Consider the following 17,285-nt stretch of genomic DNA (forward strand, 5'->3'; position numbering starts at 1 on the left):
AGGTACCCGAGTCGGTCTGGCATGAGACCGGGCTCCACGTGCTGATCCTCGCGGACAACGGGCTGACGTCCCTCTCGCCGGAAATCTGTCAGCTTCACCAGCTGAATACCCTGGACCTGGGCCACAACGCGCTGACCTCGGTGCCCGAAGAACTCGGCAAGCTGGCAGGGCTCAGCGACTGCCTCTACCTGCACGACAACCGGCTGACGCGGCTTCCGGACTCTGTGGGAAACCTGACCAGGTTGCGTTACCTCAACGTGGGCGAGAACTCCCTCACCACCCTGCCGGAGACCATCGGTGGGATGGGCAGCCTCATTGAGTTCAGGGCGCAGCACAACCGACTCACCACCTTGCCCGATGCCATCGGCGAGCTCCGCAGCCTGCGCGAACTGTGGCTCCGAGGGAACTCGATCGAGCGATTGCCCTCGTCGGCCGCCGAGCTGCACGAACTACGACACCTGGACCTACGCGAGAACTCCCTGGCCGGGGTGCCGGAGTCGCTGGCCGGCCTCCGCCGGCTACGTCAGATCGACCTGCGGAGCAACCGCCTCTGCCGGCTGCCCGACTGGCTCGCCGAGATGCCATCGCTGGAGAAGCTGGATCTACGGTGGAACGAGGTCGATCGCTCCCTACCGCTCCTCAGCGAGCTGGAACGGCGGGGGTGCGTCGTCTTGGCGTGACAGAGAGGCCCCCGTCGCGCCACAGCGCCGCTCCTTCTCGTGCACACGCAGGAACGAGTCCGGCGTCGATCCTGGCCTTCTCAGGTCTTTGCGCTGGTCTCCGGTCCTGCGGGACGCACCTGTCGTTCGGTTCCCACAGGGGCCTTTGCTTGAGCCGCCGGTACGTCGTTTCGATGAGGCCGGTCACCTGACCGAAGCCGGAAGGGACTGCCTCCACCGTCGATCGCGATGACTCCGCGCGGTGTCCCGGGCGATCCACGGTCGCGACCACGACCAGGAAGCCGGCCATGAGGGCAACGCATCCGCCCCCATCCTGAACCCCGGCCACAGAAGGTGTGCCCAGACGAAGCCCGTCACCTCGGTCACCGGCGCCCACGGATTCGCTCAGCCCCAGCCGGTGCCAGCCACGCTGCTGCTTGTTTCGGGCAGTGACCACGACGATCCGTGCAGCGGGGTCCCTGCGGTGGACCCAACCTGGGAGCGCTGGCGCGGAGCGACAGGGCGAGCAGCCGCCGACCAGGGCCGGCAGGTACTCACTACCTTTCCATGTATTAAGAACGCGCAGCCCCCGCACCCTCTTGACCTGCATAAACGTCGACCACAACCCGATCCTGGGATCGGGTAACCCGATCCTGGAAGCGGGTTACCCGATCCTGAGAACGGGTTGGTTAGCTATGTGCACATTATTGACTGGGTGGATAGGTGGGGGATCCGGAGTCGAACTTTATTAGCAATGAGCAAAGAAGTCCCCCGTGCCCCGTACGCCTTCGACGGACCTCACATCAACGTCGGGATCCGGCGAGGCCGTCAGCTTGCCTCCGGTGCTTCGGGACTGAGTGACCGTGAGTTCCGCGTGCTGGTCTGGTACTGGTTCGCGACGGAGGAGCGACAGGGGCCAGTTCAGATGACCGGCGTGGCCGTCGCATCAGAGCTCGACATGAGTCCTGACGCGCTGTCGAGGGCCATCAAGGTCCTCAAGGGTGCTCGCCTGCTGGTCGAGTCCGGCGGGATCGGCCGTACGACGTTCTACCGAACGACCCCGTACCTTGCGTTCATCGGGACGGGCTTCGAACATCGTGAGGCGGTTTCCGACTGGAATCCCCCGGAAATGCGCATCCCGAAGCCGGGCGACCGTGAACGCAGGAAGATCAAGGGAGACGCGACATGAAGGTCCACCGCAGTGAGGACGTGCTGTACGTCCTCAAGCGCACGGGACGCGTCCTGAACCCGAACCAGCGGATCGTCGTCATGCTGTACGCAGCCTCTGAGCAGCGGCCGGACGGGTCGGTCTGGATCAAGGCCACCGAGCTCGCCGAGACCGCGGGTATGAGCGCCCCGGTGTTTTCTCGGACGCGCAAGGAGCTGGAGGCTCTTGGGTGGCTCGAAGAGGTGGACAGCGTCGGCCCGGTGCGGGTCTTCCGGCTGACCCCGACGATCGAGGCGGAGCGTGAGCAGCCGGCCGCCCGGCTGAGGGTCATCAGCGGCTGAGCCCGTGGTCACTGGTGCCAGGCGGTCGCCGTTTTCAGGAGACGGTCGTTCGCGTCCGGGGTGCCGATCGTGATGCGGACGCCCTCTTCCACGAGGCGGTACGCCCCGGCCGCCACATCCGCCCCGACCCCTCCGAGTCGCTGCGGGTGTTCCGGGCGCTGGCCGGCGAGATCCACGTCCACCAGGACGGCCGCCGGGGCCGGGCGAGCGGCCCGCAGATCATCTGCTGCGACACCAGCCGCCCGTACCGCCTCCTGCTGACCCGGCCCTTCCACCTCCCGCGACCGGTACGGCCTCACCCCGCGCGGCTACCGGACCATGCGCGAGGCCGTGCCCACGTAGGGGACGGGACCGACGAACACCGGCGAGCACCGACGGGCCGAAGGCGGCCCGCCAGCACGCGCGGCGGACCGCCGGCAACGGCTGAGCGCCCGGGACCGCCGGCCCTCAGGGGCCGGCGGCACGGACCCAGGAGCCGGCGGCGACGTGCCGGTGCGGCCGGATCCAGGGGGCGCGGCGCGGGGGAGGGGCCGGGGGGCCGGCGGCGGGGGAACGGGAGAGGAGGACGGCCGTGAGGGCCGCGAGTTCGGCGGCGTCGGGGACGCCGCGCAGCACGGTGAAGAGGGGGTCGGAGTGATCCACGGCGGGCCTACTGGGGCGGGTTTCCGTGCTTGCGGTGCGGAAGGTCGGCGTGTTTGGTGCGGAGCATGGCCAGGGACCGGGCCAGGACGGACCGGGTGCTGCGCGGGTCGATGACGTCGTCGACGAGACCGCGTTCGGCCGCGTAGTACGGGTGCATCAACTCCTGGCGGTACTCCTCGATCCGCTGGGCGCGCACGCTCTCGGGACGATCGGAGGCGGCGATCTCGCGCCGGAAGATGACGCCCGCGGCGCCCTCCGCGCCCATGACGGCGATCTCGTTGGCCGGCCAGGCGAAGGACAGGTCGGCGCCGATGGAGCGCGAGTCCATGACGATGTACGCGCCGCCGTAGGCCTTGCGCAGGATGAGCTGGACGCGCGGGACGGTGGCGTTGCAGTACGCGTACAGCAGCTTGGCGCCGTGCCGGATGATGCCCCCGTGCTCCTGGTCCTTGCCGGGCAGGAAGCCCGGGACGTCGAGCAGGGTGACGATCGGGATGTTGAAGGCGTCGCAGAGCTGGACGAAGCGCGCAGCCTTCTCCGAGGCGTTGATGTCGAGGACGCCGGCCATGGCGGAGGGCTGGTTGGCGACGAGGGCGACGGTGTGGCCGTCGATCCGGGCGAGGGTGCAGATGATGTTGGTCGCCCACTGCTCGTGGACCTCGAAGTGCTCTCCGTCGTCGACGAGTTCCGAGATCACGGCGCGCATGTCGTAGGAGTGCGTGGGGTCGGCCGGGACGAGGTCGAGCAGGGACTCGCAGAGCCGGTCGGCCGGGTCGCCCGTGGGCTCGTACGGGGGGACCTCGCGGTTGTTGGAGGGCAGCAGCGACAGCAGGTGGCGTACGTCGGCGATGCAGCTCTCCTCGTCGTCGTAGGCGAAGTGGGCGACGCCCGACACGGTGGCGTGGACGTCGGCGCCGCCGAGGCCGTTCTGGCTGATCTTCTCGCCGGTGACGGCCTGGACGACGTCGGGGCCCGTGATGAACATCTGTGAGGTCTCGCGGACCATGAAGACGAAGTCGGTGAGGGCCGGGGAGTACGCGGCGCCCCCGGCGCAGGGGCCGAGCATGACGGAGATCTGCGGGATGACGCCGGAGGCGCGGGTGTTGCGGCGGAAGATGCCGCCGTAGCCGGCGAGGGCGGTGACGCCTTCCTGGATGCGGGCGCCCGCACCGTCGTTGAGGGAGACCAGCGGGGCCCCGGCGGACTCGGCGAGGTCCATCACCTTGTGGATCTTCTCGGCGTGGGCCTCCCCGAGCGCGCCGCCGAAGATGCGGAAGTCGTGGGCGTAGGCGAAGACGGTACGGCCGTCCACGGTGCCCCAGCCGGCGACGACGCCGTCGGTGTAGGGGCGCTTGTCCTCCAGGCCGAAACCGGTGGCGCGGTGCCGGCGCAGGGGTTCGACCTCGGTGAAGGAGCCGGGGTCGAAGAGCAGGTCGATCCGTTCCCGGACGGTCAGCTTGCCCTTGGCGTGCTGCCGCTCGGTGGCCTGGGACCCGGGGCCGCCCCGGGCCAGCTCGTGAACGGAGTCGAGTTCGGCGGTCCTGGTCCGCAGCGAGGGGCGGAGGGCTTGGGGGACCTCGGTCACTTGGGGGGATTCGATGAGCACGGTCATGCCTGGCAGGAATAGCCGAGCGGTCTCTGCCCGGCCTACACCGGCCGGTACACGCATATTCGGAGTGGCTTGATCCGGTGACAGCACCTTGCCAGAGCAGGACCCTGACAGGGGTGTTGCCTGTTGGAGCGGGTGGTCGGCGGCAAGAATCGGATCACCGGAAGGCGGGGAGGCCGACCGGTACAGAGAACCAGTCCAGTCAGCCGATCCAGGGGGATTCATTCCATGCAGGCCAACGTCGTTCGTGCTGGTTTCGCCGCCTTCGCCCTCACCGTCGCCGTTCTCGCCGGCGCCGCGGCCGCTACGGCCCACCCGGCGGCCCCCACGACCACCGGGGTCCTCGCCGACGGCGGGTCGCCCACCGTCACGGTGACGGCCGCGGCCACGCCCCCTCCGACCAAGGACGACAACGGCTGGTCCTAGTACGTCCCGGTGGTCACCGGTCGCGTGACCGGTGACCACCCGAGCGGCCGGGTCGGGTGAAGTCCGCCCCCGACCCGGCGCTTGCGCGAAGCGTGTTGCCCGGAGCCCGACCGATGTCACGGTCGGGCCATCGGCATGTCGGCGCAGGGAGCCCGTCGGCTGAAGCGGCCCCGCCAGGTCAACCGGCGGCGGTCACGGCCGGTCGTCACGACCGGCCGAGACAAAGGTTCGGAGGCAGACCTTTTTCGTGTTTTCCCCGGCATGGATCGGTTACCCGTGAGTTCGTGAGATCGATATTGCGAACGCCCTGGCATCTACGCATAATCGCGTAGTCACGGTTCTGACTCGGGGGGGTTACTGTGCTGGAACCCCTCGGGGTCGCATGTCATGTGGCCGAGGCTTACCGTGTGTTGCTCCGACATCCGGAGTTCACCCCGGCGGAACTTGCTCAATTCCTGAAATGGCCCCTCGAAAAGGTGCGCGAGGCGCTGGATGAATGCGAGCGTCTGTCGCTGATCCGTTGCTCACCCGAGGACAACACGCGCATTCTTCTCGTGGGGCCGGAGGTCGGCTTGCAGGCGCTGCTCGTGCGCCGCGAGTCGGAATTCCAGCGCCGGCAGCAGGAAATCGCGGAAAGCCGCGTCGAAGTCTCACGCCTCATCGACGAGTACGCCGCCGCGCAGGAAGAACGCCGCCGCACCGACGTCGAGCGTCTCGTCGGCATCGACGAGATCCGCTGCCGCATCGAGGAGCTCGCCAATGAGTGCGAGCACACCATGATGTCCTTCCATCCCGGCGGCGGCCTGACCTCCTCGCACCGCAGCGCCAGCCGCCCCGTCAACGAACTGATGCTGGAACGCGGCGTCGAGATGCGCACCGTCTACCTCGACAGCATCTACAACGACCCGGCCTCCGTCGACCACGCCCGCGGACTGGCCGAACGCGGTGCACACGTGCGCACCACAGCCATGCTGCCGCCCCGCATGCTCATCTACGACCGCGCCCGCGCGGTCATCCCCATCGACCCCGAGGTCTCGGCCGCCGGGGCACTGGTGTTCCGCGGACCCGGCATCATGGCCACCCTGTGCAACCTGTTCGAGCAGGTGTGGGAGAAGGCCGCCCCGATCAGCGGAGGACGGCCCCACCGCAGGGAGACCGAGCACGGCGAGCTCTCCGGCCAGGAGCAGACCGTGCTCCAACTCCTCGGCGAGGGCTACACGGACGAGGTGGTGGCGCGCAAGCTCGGCGTCTCCGTCCGCACCTGCCGCCGCATCACCGCCGACCTGATGGCCCGCCTCGGCGCGCGGAGCCGTTTCCAGGCCGGGCTGCGCGCCGTGGAACTCGGCTGGCTGGGAAGCCGGCAGGACGCGGACCTGGGACACGTATAGGGCTCGTATAGCCCCGGATCGCAAAGTCGACCCACCGAACGGAAGACGGAGTCACGGGACTTCGTATGCCCCGATCACACGTGTGGAGTCGACATGAGCAACGTGAACCTGACGTCCGGCCTTGATGCTGCCCAGAAGCAGGAGATCAAGGAGATCGTCTGCGACATCCTCGAAATCGAAGAGGACGAGGTCACCGAGACCAGCCTCTTCAAGGAGGACCACGACGCGGACTCGCTCCGCGCGATCGAGATCCTCGCTGCCCTGGAGCGCACCCAGCACGTGACGATCGAGCAGGGCGAGCTGGCGCGGATGGTCAACCTGGCCGGCGTGTACGTCGTGGTCGCCGAGGCCGCGGCCGGCAACTGACCCGCATCCCGTCCGCAGTGCGTTAGATGGGTGATTGTCCATGAACACAGCTTTGCCAGGCCCCGGCGCACCCCGACGCCGGGTGGTCATCACCGGACTCGGGGTCGTCACCAGCATCGGCATCGGCGTCGACGCGTTCGCGGCCGGGCTCAAGGAAGGCCGCAGCGGCGTGAAGCCGATCACGGCCTTCGACACGGAAGGATTCGCACACGCCAACGCGTGCGAGGTCACCGACTTCGACCCGGCCCAGTGGCTGCACCGGGTGGACCCGGAGGAACTGGGACGGGCCAGCCAGTTCTCCGTGGCCGCGGCGCGCATGGCGCTGGCGGACGCGGGACTGGCCGACGAGGACGTACGGGCCCTGCGGTCCCTGGTGTCCGTCGGAACCACCGACGGTGAATCCCGGGACCTGGACCACCTGGTCGCGGTGGGGCTCGACGGCGGACCGGAGGAGTACGCCCCGGCGGTCGCCCGCCGGATCCCCGCGGGCCGGCTCTCCTCCGGGATCGTCCGCGATCTGGCCCTGGAAGACGTGGAGGCCGTCACGATCCCGACCGCATGCGCGGCGGGCAACTACGCGGTCGGCTACGGGTACGACGCGCTGCGCAGCGGCGACGTGGACATCGCGCTGTGCGGGGGAGCCGATGCCCTGTGCCGCAAGACCTTCACGGGGTTCTACCGGCTGGGAACCATCGCACCCGACGTGTGCCAGCCGTTCGACCGGGACCGGCAGGGCATCCTCACCGGTGAGGGCGCGGGCATCCTCGTCATGGAGAGCCTGGACTCCGCACTCGCCCGGGGTGCACGGATCTACGCCGAGGTGCTGGGCTACGGACTGGCCTGCGACGCACACCACGCGGTCGCACCGGACCGCGACAGCATCGCCCGCACCATCGAGATCGCCCACCGCAACGCGGGCGTGACGGCGGACCAGATCGACTTCGTCTCCGCGCACGGCACCGGCACCAAGGCCAACGACATCACCGAGGCCGGAGCGATCCGGAAGGTCTTCGGCGAGGACGCCATGCCGCGGACGATCTCCATCAAATCGATGATCGGCCACAGCATGGGGGCGGCCAGCGCCGTCGCCGCGGCGGCCTGCGCCATCGCCCTGACCGAGGGCTTCATCCCGCCCACCATCAACCACCACGTCACCGACCCCGAATGCGGCGTGGACTGCGTACCCAACGAGGCCCGCGAGGCCGACCTCGAAATCGTCCAGAACAACGCCCTGGCGTTCGGCGGCAACAACGCGGTCCTCATCCTCGGCAAGTACCGGAGCGCCGCATGAGCTGGATCATCACCGGCATGGGCGCCGTCGCCAGCATCGGCGGCAGCGTCGGGGAGATCTTCGGATCCCTCGCCGCGGGGCGCAGCGGACTGGGCGAACTGCGGGGCTACGACCGCTCGAAGTTCCGTGCCCAGGTCGCCTACGAGATAGACGACCGGCCGGCGCCCGGCGTCGACGAGCCGCTGCGCGCCACGCGGTGGCTGGAGCAGGCGGTCGCGGCCGCCGTCGCCGACGCCTCGATCGGTGAGGACCTGTCCGGGATTCCCGTCCTGGTCGGCACCACGCTGCGGGAGCTGCGCTCGGTCGAACTGGCCGCCCGCGACGGCATCCCGTTCGACCCGGCCGACCTGCACTTCGGCACCATGCTGCGGCGCCGGTTCGGCGCGGCCGACACGCACACCGTCGCCAACGCCTGCTCCGCGTCGCTGTACACCCTGGCGCTCGCCACGGACCTGCTGGAGCTCGGGCACGCGGACACCGTCGTGGTCGCGGGCGTGGACACCATCACCGAGTCCACGTACGGGCTCCTCGACCGCTGCTACCCCGAGGCGCCGGACCGGGTCCGGCCCTTCGACCGGGCGCGGCGCGGCATGCTGCAGGGGGAGGGCGCGGTCGCCGTCGTCCTGCGGCGGGAGTCGGACGGTCCCGCGGAAGGGGCCCGGGTGCACGCCCGGGTACGGGGTGTCGCGGTCAACTGCGACGCCCACCACCCCTCCGCCCCCGAGGCCAAGAGCATCGCCACGGCGGTGCGCGAAGCCCACCGGCGGGCCGGGATCGACCCGGCCGACGTCGACCTCCTGATGCTGCACGGCACCGGTACCCCGCTCAACGACGAGGCCGAGTCCGAGGCGCTGAGCGCGGTGTTCGCCGGGATCGAACCGTCGCCCTACATGACGGCGATCAAGTCGATGACCGGTCACACCGCCGGCGCGTCCGGGCTGCACAGCCTGGTCGCGGCGGTGGACGCGATGCGGGAGCGGATCGTCCCGCCGATCGTCGGGCTCGACGACCCGGTGGCCGCGGTCGAGGGCTTCCGGCTGGTCACGGGCGAGGCGGCACGGCCGGAGACGGACCTGCGGATGGCCCAGATCAATTCGTTCGGCTTCGGCGGACTCAACGCCGTGGCCATCGTGGAGAAGGTGGACGGGCCGTGACCGCTGTCGTCATCACCGGGCTCGGCACCGCGCTTCGCGGGGTGGACGGGCCGGCCGGACTGCTCCCGGGAGCCGTCACGGACGGCGACCGGACCGACCCGGTGTCCCGGCTGACCGGTCGGGGCCTGCGCTACAAGGACCGGGCGACCAAGCTCGGCCTCATCGCGGGCCGCGACGCGCTGGAAGCGGCCGGACTGCTCGACGGACCGGACGTGCTGGCGGTGCCCGGCGACTCCTTCGGGGTCGTGGTCAGCACCAACTACGGCAACGTGGACACCGTCACCGAGACGGTGCGCACCATCGCCGCGGAGACCTACATCGGGACCAGCCCGATGATGCTGCCGGCCACCTCCAGCAACGTCGTCGCCTCCTGGCTGGCCATCACCCACGGCCTGCGCGGCGCGAACCTCACCCTGTGCAACGGTCCGACCTCCGGGCTCGACGCGATCGGCTGGGCCCGGCTGCTGCTGGAGTCCGGCCGGCTGGAGCGGGTGCTGGTGGTCGGCGTGGAGCCCGACAACTCCGCCGTCCGGGAACTGCTGGACGCCGGAGCGGACGCAACCCCGGCAGCGGGGACGGCGCCCGACCCCGGTCCGTTCGACGGAGCGGCGGCGCTCGTGATCGAATCCGCCGAGTCGGCGCGGGCCCGCGGCGCCAGGCCCCTGGCAGAAGTCGGTCCGTACGCCCGGCGCGCCGACCGGGAGGCGGCCACCGCCGCGGTCCGCGGGGCCGCGCCGGGCCGGGTCGGCCTCTGGTACGTCCCCGAGCGCGCCGCTGCCGCCCGGCCGGACGGTGGTGACGGCCCGGACCACGCGGCCGTCACCTCCGACCTGACGGCCCGGCTCGGCTCGTCCTCCGGCGCGCTGGGCGTCCTGCAGGCCGCCGCCGGCGCAGCCTGGCTGGCCGCACAGGACGGCCGGGGCCTGGTGCTCGCCACCGCGGGAACCGGCGAGGCCCCCCACGACGACGCGGCGGCCGCGCTCATCCTGGCCCCGGTCGCCGCGGACCCGCGGTGAGTGCCGCCGCGCCCCACACCGGACCGGAGCCGGTGGTGCGGCTGCGCAAGCCCGGCGGAGCGGCGGCGCGGCGCGTCCTGCTGCTGCACGGACTGGCCGGCAGCACCTCGGTGTGGGGCCCGTTCACCGAACGGGCCGGCCCGTCGCTGGAGGTGTGGGAGGCGGAACTGCCGTGGAGCCCGGCCGGGGACACCCGGTGGAGCCACGCGGTGGACCCCTCGCCGTGGGTGCGGGCGGCCCTCGCCGCCGTACCGGGCGGCGCGGACGTCCTGATCGCCCACTCCTTCGCGGCGAACATCTCCCTGGAGGTGCTCGCGGCAGGCGGCCCGGAGCTGCCCGCCGCGGCCGTCCTGGTCGCCCCGTTCCACCGGCCTGCGCCGGCGGACTTCGACTGGGAGACCCTCTCCTACTACCTCAACGGCTTCCACCGCATCCTCGAAGAGGGACTGCGCGTCACCGCCGGCGACCGGCTCCCGCCCGACCTGGTGGAAGCCATGGCCGTGCGGGTACGGGACCGGATCGGCCCCTACGGCTGGATGCGGTTCTTCGACGCCTACCTGCGCAGCCCCTTCACCGACCTGACCGCACTCGGCCTGCCGGTGCTCGTCGTCGCGGGCGACCGGGACTTCGCGGCCCCGCCGGACGACGCACGCGCGCAGGCGGGTTCCCTCGCGGACGCGGTCCTCGACGTCTTCGAGGACTGCGGTCACTTCCCGATGGCCGAGCACCCCGACCGCTTCGCGCAAGCGGTGCGCTCCTTCACCGCCGGACGCCCCGGCACCACCCTCACCGACCCTTCCCGCTACGTACGGAGTTGACCGTGACCGCGTCCCTCAACACCTCCCCGGACCTGCTGACCCCCAGCCGGCTGGAGATCCGCCCCCGCTACGAGGGCTCCAACATCTGCACCTGGATCGGCTTCAAGCACGTCAACTACCTGGTGGAGGAGGCGGTCAACAACCACCTGCGCTCCGGCGGCCTGCCCCCGGGCACGCTCTACGAGGTCTACGGACTGTGCGTCGACATCGTCGACATCGACACCCGCATCCTGCACGCCTTCCACATCGACGACGTGGCGATCGCCGAGGTCAAGCCGGCCCGCAAGGCCAAGGACGGCGAGCTGCTCTTCTCCGTCGTCCTCCAGGTCCAGCGCGAGACGCTGCTCAAGGCCGTCACCTCCACCGTCCGCGTCCAGCTGCGCCACGACCCGCGCGGCGGCGGTGGCGAGCCGGTGCCGGCCACCCTCGCCCCGTACGCCGTCGAGCGGCTCGGCGCCGTTCCCGCCTGGGAGCCCGGAACCCCGGACGCCGACGTGAACGCGGACGACCTGGTCAAGGAGCTCACCGCGGGCAAGAACGCCTACGCCTGGAAGTTCCGCATCCCGTACTGGTACTGCCACTACACCGAGCGCATGCAGATGTCCGGCTACCTGCGGATGATGGAGGAGGCCAAGGACCGGTTCGTCGCCGACCGCGGCGTGTCCATCAAGACCCTGCTCGACGAGCAGAACTGGATCCCGGTCGTGCCGCACTCGCGGATCACCGTCCTGGACGAGGCCCGCATGGAGGAGGACCTCTACACGGTCTTCACCGTCGAGGAGATCTTCAAGGGGATCACCTACACCTCCCGCATGGACACCTACGTGGTGCGCGACGGCAAGCTCCTGCAGACGTCCACCGGGCTCATCACGCACGGCTACGCGGTGATCGAGAACCGCCGCGACTGGAGCCTGGTGAACTTCGACGACCGGATGAACGCCGCGCTGGAGGGCCGGTCGGCATGACCCACGAGGTCGTGGTCACCGGGATCGGCGCCGTCACGTGCCACGGAAACGGCACCGACGCGCTGTGGCGGGCCATGACGGCGGCCGGTGTCCGTCTGCCGGACCGGCCGGCGGACCCGCACGCCCGGATGGACCGTCCGCTGATCAACCTGGTGCCCGACCGGTCGGCCGGCCAGGCCGACCCCGAAACCCGCGCGTCGGGCTTCGCCCTCACGGCGGCCCGCGAGGCGCTGGCCGACGCGGGGCTCCACGACGGGCTGCCGGCCGGCAGCGCCGTCGTGCTCGGCAGCTGCATGGGCGAGCCCGGACTGAACGAACGCGGCCGCGGCGCCGACGGCACGTGGCGGCCGCCCTTCCGCCTCGCCTCGCAGGTCGCCGCGGAACTGGGCCTGTTCGGTACCGCGCACGAGATCGCCAACGCCTGCGCCGCGGGCGGCTACGCCCTGGGCGCCGCCGCGGACCTGATCCGCTCCGGCGAGGCCGACGTGGTGCTCGCCGGCGGCTCGGACGCCTACTCGCGGGTCGCGCTCGGCTGCTTCAACCGGCTCGGCGCGGTCGATCCGGTGCGCTGCCGCCCCTTCGACCGGCAGCGCGCCGGGACGGTCTTCGCCGAGGGCGCGGGCCTGCTCGTCCTGGAGTCCGCGGCGCACGCCGCGGCCCGGGGCGCCCGGTCCGCGCTGCGCCTCACCGGCGCGGGCTGGAGCTGCGACGCAGGCCACCCCACCGCGCCGGAGTCCGAGGGCGAGCAGATCGAACGGGCCATGCGCGAAGCCGTCGGCCCGGACGCCGGGCCCGTGGGCTGCGTGATCCCGCACGGCACCGGCACCCAGCTCAACGACGTGATCGAGAGCCGCGTGCTGCACCGGGTGTTCGGGGCGGCCGCGGCGGACCTCCCGCTCTACAGCCTGAAGGCGCTCCTGGGCCACGCGGGCGGCGCGTCCGCCGCCCTCGGCGCGGTCGCCGCCGCGCTGATCCTGCGGCACGGCAGCATCCCGCCGAACGTGCCCGTCGAGGACCCGGACGAGCAGTGCGAGGTACGGCTGCCGGGTGGCTCGGCGACGGCGCTGCCGGCCGGAGCGCGCCGGGTGCTGGTCAACGCCTACGCCTTCGGGGGCAACAACGCCTCTCTCGTCCTGGAGGAGGCCGCATGAGCACCGCCCTGCGGAGCCCGCCCGCCCCGGTGCGGACCACGGACCTGGCGGTCACCGGCATCGGGGTCGTCGTCCCCGAAGACGCGGCCGGGGCCGGAGTCGGGGCCGGGGCAGGTGACGGCACGGCCGGCTGGTTCGACCACCGCACCAGACTCGGGCCGCGCGGCTTCAAGTACCTCCCGTCCGGAGCCCAGTACCTGCTGGCCTCGGTCCGCGCCGCGGTCGCCGACCGCGGCGGGCCGGACCCCGCGCCGCCCGCGCGCCGCGGCCTCGTACTCGCCACCAACGGCGGCCTCGCCGACCTGTTCGACAGCATGGACCGCACCGTGGCCGAGACGGGCGCCGACGGCCTCGGACCGGCCCTCGCCCCCTACTTCGCCGTCAACGTGCTCGGCAGCCGGCCGGCCGCCGAACAGGACCTGAAGGGCTTCGCCCTCACCGTGGGCTCCCCGCGGACCGCGGCCCTGGAAGCGGTGCAGGCGGGAGCCCGCGCGCTGGCCGCCGGCCGCGCCGACACGCTCGTGGTCGGGGCCTGCGAGCAGGCCCCCCGGGGACCGGGCGGCGGCGCCGAACAGGGCTCCGTGGCACTGGTGCTGGAGCGCCCGGCCGCGGCCCGCTCACGCGGGGCCCGGGTGCACGGTGTCTGCCGGACCGCCTCGCTGTTCGCGCCGCCGCGGGCCCTCGCGGAACCGGACGGCCGGCGCAGGCTGGCCGCGCTGACCCGGCGCACCCTCGCCGGCCTCCTGGAGGCCGGCGCACCCGTCCCGCGCGTCCACTACGTACTCGACGGATCGGCCGCGGCCGCCGCCGTCGCCGAGGCCGTCTCCGAGGCGCTCGGGGAGGGGACCCCGCCGGCCCCCGGCAGCGTCTCGCCGGCCGGTGCCGGCTGCCTGGGACCCGCGCTCCACCTGGCCCGGATGCTCACCGGAGCGGCCCCCGACCGGCTGCTCGTGACCGCGACCTGCGAAGGGCACGTCGCCTTCGCCCTCGTAGACAAGGAGATACCCCCATGCTGAAGTCCCTCGAGGGCACCTGGTGCCTGGTCCTCGGCGTATCGAGCGGCATCGGGCGGGCCATCGCCCTGGGCCTCGCCCGCGAAGGCGTCAACGTGGCCGGCGTGCACTTCGACACCGCCTCGCGCGACGAGGAGGTCGCCGCCCTCCAGGAGGAGATCCGCTCCAACGGCGTCCAGGCGCACTTCTACAACGCCAACGCCGCCCGCCGCGCCACCCGCGAACAGGTCGTACCGGACCTGGCCGAACTGACCGCGCACACCGGCGGCGTCCACATCCTGGTGCACTCGCTGGCCTTCGGCACGCTGGTGCCGTTCCTGCCCCGCGAGGGCTGGGACCGCCCGGTCTCCTCCCGCCAGCTGGAGATGACCCTCGACGTGATGGCGAACAGCCTCGTCTACTGGACGCAGGACCTGGTGGAGGCCGGACTGCTCCGCCCCGGCGGCAAGATCTTCGCCCTGACCAGCGCGGGGACCTCCCAGGCGCTGCCCAGCTACGGATCGGTGTCGGCCGCCAAGAGCGCGCTGGAGTCCCATGTGCGCCAGCTCGCCTGCGAGCTGGCGCCGCAGGGCATCGCGGTCAACGCACTGCGGGCCGGCACCACCGTCACCCCCGCCCTCCAGCGCATCCCCGAGCACGCCGACTACGTGGCCAAGGCCGGCCAGAACAACCCGCACGGCCGGCTCACCCGGCCCGAGGACGTCGCCGACGCCGTGGCCCTGCTCTCCCGCACCGACTCCTCCTGGATCAGCGGCAACACCATCGGCGTCGACGGCGCCGAACTGCACGCGGCAGCGGGCGCCTGGGGCGCACCCGCCTCCCTCTGAGAGACCCGCCTCCCGCTGAGGCACCGGCCTCCTTCCGAGGCACCGGCCCGTCGGCCCCCCTTACGCCGCTCGCGCGGCGACCGAGACGTCAGGAGTACAACGATGACCGCAACGGACGCACCCGCCACCGTGGACGGCGGGGCGCTGGTGGTATCCGGATGGGCGACCGCGTCGCCCTACGGGCTGGGAGCGGCCGCGTTCACCGAAGGAGTGCGGGCCGGCCGGGAAGCGGTCGCACCGCTCGACGAACAGGTCCGCGGCAACGGCCCGTACGACCGGGCGGGGATCGTCCCCGGCTTCGACATCAAGACGGTGCTCGGCCGCAAGGGCACCCGGTCGATGGACCGGGCCACCGGCCTGGCCGTCGCGACCGCCGGAATGCTCCTGGAGACGGCCGGCCCCGGCCTCGCCGACGACCGGCCCGAGGCCGTCGGCATGGTGCTCGGCACCGGCCACGGCAGCGTCCAGAGCATCATGGACTTCACCCGCGACTCGCTGACCGGCGACAAGCCCTTCCACGTCGACCCCGCGCTCTTCCCCAACACGGTGATGAACCGCGCGGCCGGGCAGAGCGCCATCTGGCACACCCTCAAGGGCCCCAACACCACCATCTCGGGCGGTGCGCTCACCGGACTGCTGGCCCTCAACTACGCGGCACGGCTGCTCAAGCAGGGCCACGCCGAAGCCGTCCTGGTCGGTGCGGTGGAGGAGTTCTCCGTGGCCCGCAGCTGGCTGGAGTACCACGCCCGTTCGGGCGCGGGCAGGCAGCCGGCCGGACCGCTCGGCGAGGGCTGCGCACTGTTCCTGCTGGAGCCCGCCGCCCGCGCCGCCGCCAACGGCCGGCCCGCCCTCGCCACCGTGCTCGGCTCCCGCTTCATCGCCTTCCCCGAGCCGGAGGGCGCCCAGCGGGCCGTCGCCCGGGCGGTCACCGAGGTGCTCAAGGAGGCCGGCGTCGAGATCGCCGACGTCACCCTGGTGGTGCCGTCCGACGCGGGCGGACCGCTCGGCGCCCGCGAGGAAGCCGCCCTGACCGAGGTACTGGGCCCCCTGGAGCCGCACCGGCTTCGGCTGCGCCGCCTGCTGGGCGACGCGACGGCCGCCTCGGCCGCCTTCCAGCTCGCCTCCGCGCTCGCCGTCGGCGAAGGCGACGGCGGACTGGCCCTCGTCACTTCCGTGGACCCCGACGGCACCGCCGGATGCAGCCTGCTGCGCCTGGGATCCGCCGCCGCGTGAACGCCCGCCACCGAAGCGGAGCGACCCACCGCACCGCCCCCACCACGACAAAGGATGGACCGTCATGACCAACACCACCGCCGTCACGCTCGACCGTGAGGAGCTGCGCCTCCTCGTCGCCGACGTCCTGGACCTCGACCCGGCCGAGGTGACCGACACCGCGCACTTCACGGACGACCTCGACGTCGACTCGCTGATGGCCCTGGAGATCACCGTGCGCCTGGAGCGGGAGTACGGCGTGAAGATGAAGGAGACCGAGCTCGCCGCGATCACCACCCTGGAGGGCACCTACCAGCTGCTCGCGAGCAAGCTCGGATCCTCGCAGTGAGCGCCGCCGTGGCCCTGTACGGGGAGGTCGAGCTGCTGCGCAGCAACAGCGGCGGCGCGGCGTCCGCCTTCACCGCGGACGAGCGGGACCCGGTGATCGCCGGGCACTACCCGGGCTTCCCGGTGCTGCCCGGCGTGTACCTGGTGGAGGCCGTGGACCGTACGGTCCGCCACTGGGCGGAGCCCACCACCCAGGTCGAACTGACCGCCATGGACCGCTGCCGCTTCCACCAGCCCGTGTACCCGGGCGACCGGGTCTTCGTGGAAGCCGCGATCACCGAGACCGAGGACGGGCTGGTGGCCAAGGGATCCCTCGCCACCAACCGCGGCAAGATCGCCGACATCCGACTGCGATACCGCAAGGAGCACGCCAAATGAGTACGCAGGCACAGGAGTTCGGTGTCGACCGGATCAAGTCCACCATCCCGCACCGCACGCCGATCCTGCTCGTGGACCGGGTCGGCGAGGTGGTACCGGGCGAGCACCTGACCGCCTACAAGGCCGTATCGGGCAACGAGCCCTGCTACGCGGCCCTCCCGGCGGACGCCCCGGCCTCCGCCTACGCCTACCCGAACGCCCTGGTCATCGAGTCCTGGGCGCAGGCGGCGGTCCTGCTGTCGGTGTGGGAGCAGCCCAACCCGGACGTGCTGGCCGGAAAGGTCGAGCTCGCGGGCGCCATCAACGGCGTCGAGATCTCCGGCCGGGTCCACCCCGGCGAGGTCCTGGAGCACCGGGTCCGGCTGGTCCGCGCGGTCGATGACACGGCGATCCTGGCCGGCGAGACGCTGGCCGGCGGCCGCCCGGTGATGAGCTTCCAAACCTTCGTCGTCGCCCTGCGCGACGTCACCGAGCTGCTGCCCGCCGGCCAGAGCGTCTGAGAGGGGACGACAC

The 17,285-nt window shown here is 71.9% G+C and carries 21 protein-coding genes; 18 read left to right on the forward strand and 3 right to left on the reverse strand.

All coding sequences use genetic code 11. The features are described from left to right. The first annotated feature begins 38 nt into the window (after window positions 1–38). The 3 genes from MTF69_RS20670 (at window position 39) to MTF69_RS20680 (ending at window position 2,168) form a co-directional block, all read left to right on the forward strand. On the forward strand, window positions 39–680 hold the full coding sequence (locus MTF69_RS20670; protein ID WP_308401435.1) for a leucine-rich repeat domain-containing protein: 642 nt from the start codon (window positions 39–41) through the stop codon (window positions 678–680). An 853-nt stretch (window positions 681–1,533) separates the two neighbouring features. Further along, window positions 1,534–1,848 carry a winged helix-turn-helix domain-containing protein gene (locus MTF69_RS20675; RefSeq protein ID WP_243336419.1) on the forward strand — a complete coding sequence of 105 codons (315 nt, stop codon included), beginning with the start codon at window positions 1,534–1,536 and terminating at the stop codon, window positions 1,846–1,848. Continuing rightward, on the forward strand, window positions 1,845–2,168 hold the full coding sequence (locus MTF69_RS20680; protein ID WP_243336420.1) for a replication initiation protein, RepL2: 324 nt from the start codon (window positions 1,845–1,847) through the stop codon (window positions 2,166–2,168). The genes MTF69_RS20675 and MTF69_RS20680 overlap by 4 nt, the downstream gene beginning before the upstream one ends. A gap of 8 nt (window positions 2,169–2,176) precedes the next feature. Here the strand turns inward: MTF69_RS20680 and MTF69_RS20685 are convergent, their stop codons facing one another. The 3 genes from MTF69_RS20685 to MTF69_RS20695 all read right to left on the reverse strand — a co-directional run bounded on the left by MTF69_RS20685 (window position 2,177) and on the right by MTF69_RS20695 (window position 4,422). Next, the gene (locus MTF69_RS20685) at window positions 2,177–2,443 is read right to left on the reverse strand and encodes a hypothetical protein (protein WP_243336421.1); all 267 of its coding nucleotides are present in this window, start codon (window positions 2,441–2,443) and stop codon (window positions 2,177–2,179) included. 172 nt (window positions 2,444–2,615) lie between these two features. Then, window positions 2,616–2,810: an acyl-CoA carboxylase subunit epsilon gene (locus MTF69_RS20690; protein ID WP_243336422.1), complete on the reverse strand. Its 195-nt coding sequence runs from the start codon at window positions 2,808–2,810 to the stop codon at window positions 2,616–2,618. Window positions 2,811–2,817: 7 nt separating this feature from the next. Next, window positions 2,818–4,422 (reverse strand): acyl-CoA carboxylase subunit beta, encoded by a 1,605-nt coding sequence (locus MTF69_RS20695; protein WP_243336423.1) that lies wholly within the window; start codon window positions 4,420–4,422, stop codon window positions 2,818–2,820. Between the two features lie 225 nt (window positions 4,423–4,647). Between MTF69_RS20695 and MTF69_RS20700 the strand changes: the two genes are divergently transcribed. The 15 genes from MTF69_RS20700 to MTF69_RS20770 all read left to right on the forward strand — a co-directional run bounded on the left by MTF69_RS20700 (window position 4,648) and on the right by MTF69_RS20770 (window position 17,272). After that, a complete protein-coding gene (locus MTF69_RS20700; protein WP_243336424.1) occupies window positions 4,648–4,845 on the forward strand; it encodes a hypothetical protein in 198 nt (65 codons plus the stop codon). 407 nt (window positions 4,846–5,252) lie between these two features. Beyond that, on the forward strand, window positions 5,253–6,233 hold the full coding sequence (locus MTF69_RS20705; RefSeq protein ID WP_243336425.1) for a LuxR C-terminal-related transcriptional regulator: 981 nt from the start codon (window positions 5,253–5,255) through the stop codon (window positions 6,231–6,233). A 93-nt stretch (window positions 6,234–6,326) separates the two neighbouring features. After that, window positions 6,327–6,599, forward strand: a complete 273-nt coding sequence (locus tag MTF69_RS20710) for an acyl carrier protein (RefSeq protein ID WP_243336426.1) — start codon at window positions 6,327–6,329, stop codon at window positions 6,597–6,599. A gap of 40 nt (window positions 6,600–6,639) precedes the next feature. Then, window positions 6,640–7,890, forward strand: a complete 1,251-nt coding sequence (locus MTF69_RS20715; protein ID WP_243336427.1) for a beta-ketoacyl synthase — start codon at window positions 6,640–6,642, stop codon at window positions 7,888–7,890. Further along, on the forward strand, window positions 7,887–9,044 hold the full coding sequence (locus tag MTF69_RS20720; RefSeq protein ID WP_243336428.1) for a beta-ketoacyl synthase: 1,158 nt from the start codon (window positions 7,887–7,889) through the stop codon (window positions 9,042–9,044). The genes MTF69_RS20715 and MTF69_RS20720 overlap by 4 nt, the downstream gene beginning before the upstream one ends. Beyond that, window positions 9,041–10,060 carry a beta-ketoacyl synthase N-terminal-like domain-containing protein gene (locus tag MTF69_RS20725; protein WP_243336429.1) on the forward strand — a complete coding sequence of 340 codons (1,020 nt, stop codon included), beginning with the start codon at window positions 9,041–9,043 and terminating at the stop codon, window positions 10,058–10,060. Before MTF69_RS20720 ends, MTF69_RS20725 begins: the two co-directional genes overlap by 4 nt. Beyond that, window positions 10,057–10,878 (forward strand): alpha/beta fold hydrolase, encoded by an 822-nt coding sequence (locus tag MTF69_RS20730; protein ID WP_243336430.1) that lies wholly within the window; start codon window positions 10,057–10,059, stop codon window positions 10,876–10,878. The genes MTF69_RS20725 and MTF69_RS20730 overlap by 4 nt, the downstream gene beginning before the upstream one ends. Continuing rightward, window positions 10,875–11,843: a hypothetical protein gene (locus tag MTF69_RS20735; protein ID WP_374323456.1), complete on the forward strand. Its 969-nt coding sequence runs from the start codon at window positions 10,875–10,877 to the stop codon at window positions 11,841–11,843. The genes MTF69_RS20730 and MTF69_RS20735 overlap by 4 nt, the downstream gene beginning before the upstream one ends. Next, window positions 11,840–12,994, forward strand: coding sequence for a beta-ketoacyl synthase N-terminal-like domain-containing protein (locus MTF69_RS20740; RefSeq protein WP_243336432.1), 1,155 nt, complete (start codon window positions 11,840–11,842; stop codon window positions 12,992–12,994). Before MTF69_RS20735 ends, MTF69_RS20740 begins: the two co-directional genes overlap by 4 nt. After that, window positions 12,991–14,010 (forward strand): beta-ketoacyl synthase N-terminal-like domain-containing protein, encoded by a 1,020-nt coding sequence (locus MTF69_RS20745; RefSeq protein WP_243336433.1) that lies wholly within the window; start codon window positions 12,991–12,993, stop codon window positions 14,008–14,010. The genes MTF69_RS20740 and MTF69_RS20745 overlap by 4 nt, the downstream gene beginning before the upstream one ends. Next, window positions 14,004–14,834, forward strand: coding sequence for an enoyl-ACP reductase (locus MTF69_RS20750; RefSeq protein WP_243336434.1), 831 nt, complete (start codon window positions 14,004–14,006; stop codon window positions 14,832–14,834). Before MTF69_RS20745 ends, MTF69_RS20750 begins: the two co-directional genes overlap by 7 nt. 102 nt (window positions 14,835–14,936) lie before the next feature. Then, window positions 14,937–16,067: a beta-ketoacyl synthase N-terminal-like domain-containing protein gene (locus MTF69_RS20755; protein ID WP_243336435.1), complete on the forward strand. Its 1,131-nt coding sequence runs from the start codon at window positions 14,937–14,939 to the stop codon at window positions 16,065–16,067. 64 nt (window positions 16,068–16,131) lie between these two features. Beyond that, window positions 16,132–16,395, forward strand: coding sequence for an acyl carrier protein (locus MTF69_RS20760; RefSeq protein WP_243336436.1), 264 nt, complete (start codon window positions 16,132–16,134; stop codon window positions 16,393–16,395). After that, window positions 16,392–16,772 carry a 3-hydroxyacyl-ACP dehydratase FabZ family protein gene (locus MTF69_RS20765; RefSeq protein ID WP_243336437.1) on the forward strand — a complete coding sequence of 127 codons (381 nt, stop codon included), beginning with the start codon at window positions 16,392–16,394 and terminating at the stop codon, window positions 16,770–16,772. The genes MTF69_RS20760 and MTF69_RS20765 overlap by 4 nt, the downstream gene beginning before the upstream one ends. Next, complete coding sequence (locus MTF69_RS20770) at window positions 16,769–17,272, forward strand: 3-hydroxyacyl-ACP dehydratase FabZ family protein (RefSeq protein ID WP_243336438.1); 504 nt, start codon at window positions 16,769–16,771, stop codon at window positions 17,270–17,272. Before MTF69_RS20765 ends, MTF69_RS20770 begins: the two co-directional genes overlap by 4 nt. Window positions 17,273–17,285: the final 13 nt, after the last annotated feature.

The sequence above is a fragment of the Streptomyces sp. AP-93 genome (genome assembly GCF_022808175.1).
Lineage (GTDB): Bacteria > Actinomycetota > Actinomycetes > Streptomycetales > Streptomycetaceae > Streptomyces.

Excerpts from the sequence above, each read along its gene's own strand:
- MTF69_RS20680 (WP_243336420.1), top strand. The coding sequence starts at position 1,845 with ATGAAGGTCCACCGCAGTGAGGACGTGCTGTACGTCCTCAAGCGCACG.
- MTF69_RS20695 (WP_243336423.1), bottom strand. The coding sequence starts at position 4,422 with ATGACCGTGCTCATCGAATCCCCCCAAGTGACCGAGGTCCCCCAAGCC.
- MTF69_RS20700 (WP_243336424.1), top strand. The coding sequence starts at position 4,648 with ATGCAGGCCAACGTCGTTCGTGCTGGTTTCGCCGCCTTCGCCCTCACC.
- MTF69_RS20710 (WP_243336426.1), top strand. The coding sequence starts at position 6,327 with ATGAGCAACGTGAACCTGACGTCCGGCCTTGATGCTGCCCAGAAGCAG.
- MTF69_RS20715 (WP_243336427.1), top strand. The coding sequence starts at position 6,640 with ATGAACACAGCTTTGCCAGGCCCCGGCGCACCCCGACGCCGGGTGGTC.
- MTF69_RS20720 (WP_243336428.1), top strand. The coding sequence starts at position 7,887 with ATGAGCTGGATCATCACCGGCATGGGCGCCGTCGCCAGCATCGGCGGC.
- MTF69_RS20740 (WP_243336432.1), top strand. The coding sequence starts at position 11,840 with ATGACCCACGAGGTCGTGGTCACCGGGATCGGCGCCGTCACGTGCCAC.
- MTF69_RS20745 (WP_243336433.1), top strand. The coding sequence starts at position 12,991 with ATGAGCACCGCCCTGCGGAGCCCGCCCGCCCCGGTGCGGACCACGGAC.
- MTF69_RS20750 (WP_243336434.1), top strand. The coding sequence starts at position 14,004 with ATGCTGAAGTCCCTCGAGGGCACCTGGTGCCTGGTCCTCGGCGTATCG.
- MTF69_RS20755 (WP_243336435.1), top strand. The coding sequence starts at position 14,937 with ATGACCGCAACGGACGCACCCGCCACCGTGGACGGCGGGGCGCTGGTG.
- MTF69_RS20760 (WP_243336436.1), top strand. The coding sequence starts at position 16,132 with ATGACCAACACCACCGCCGTCACGCTCGACCGTGAGGAGCTGCGCCTC.
- MTF69_RS20770 (WP_243336438.1), top strand. The coding sequence starts at position 16,769 with ATGAGTACGCAGGCACAGGAGTTCGGTGTCGACCGGATCAAGTCCACC.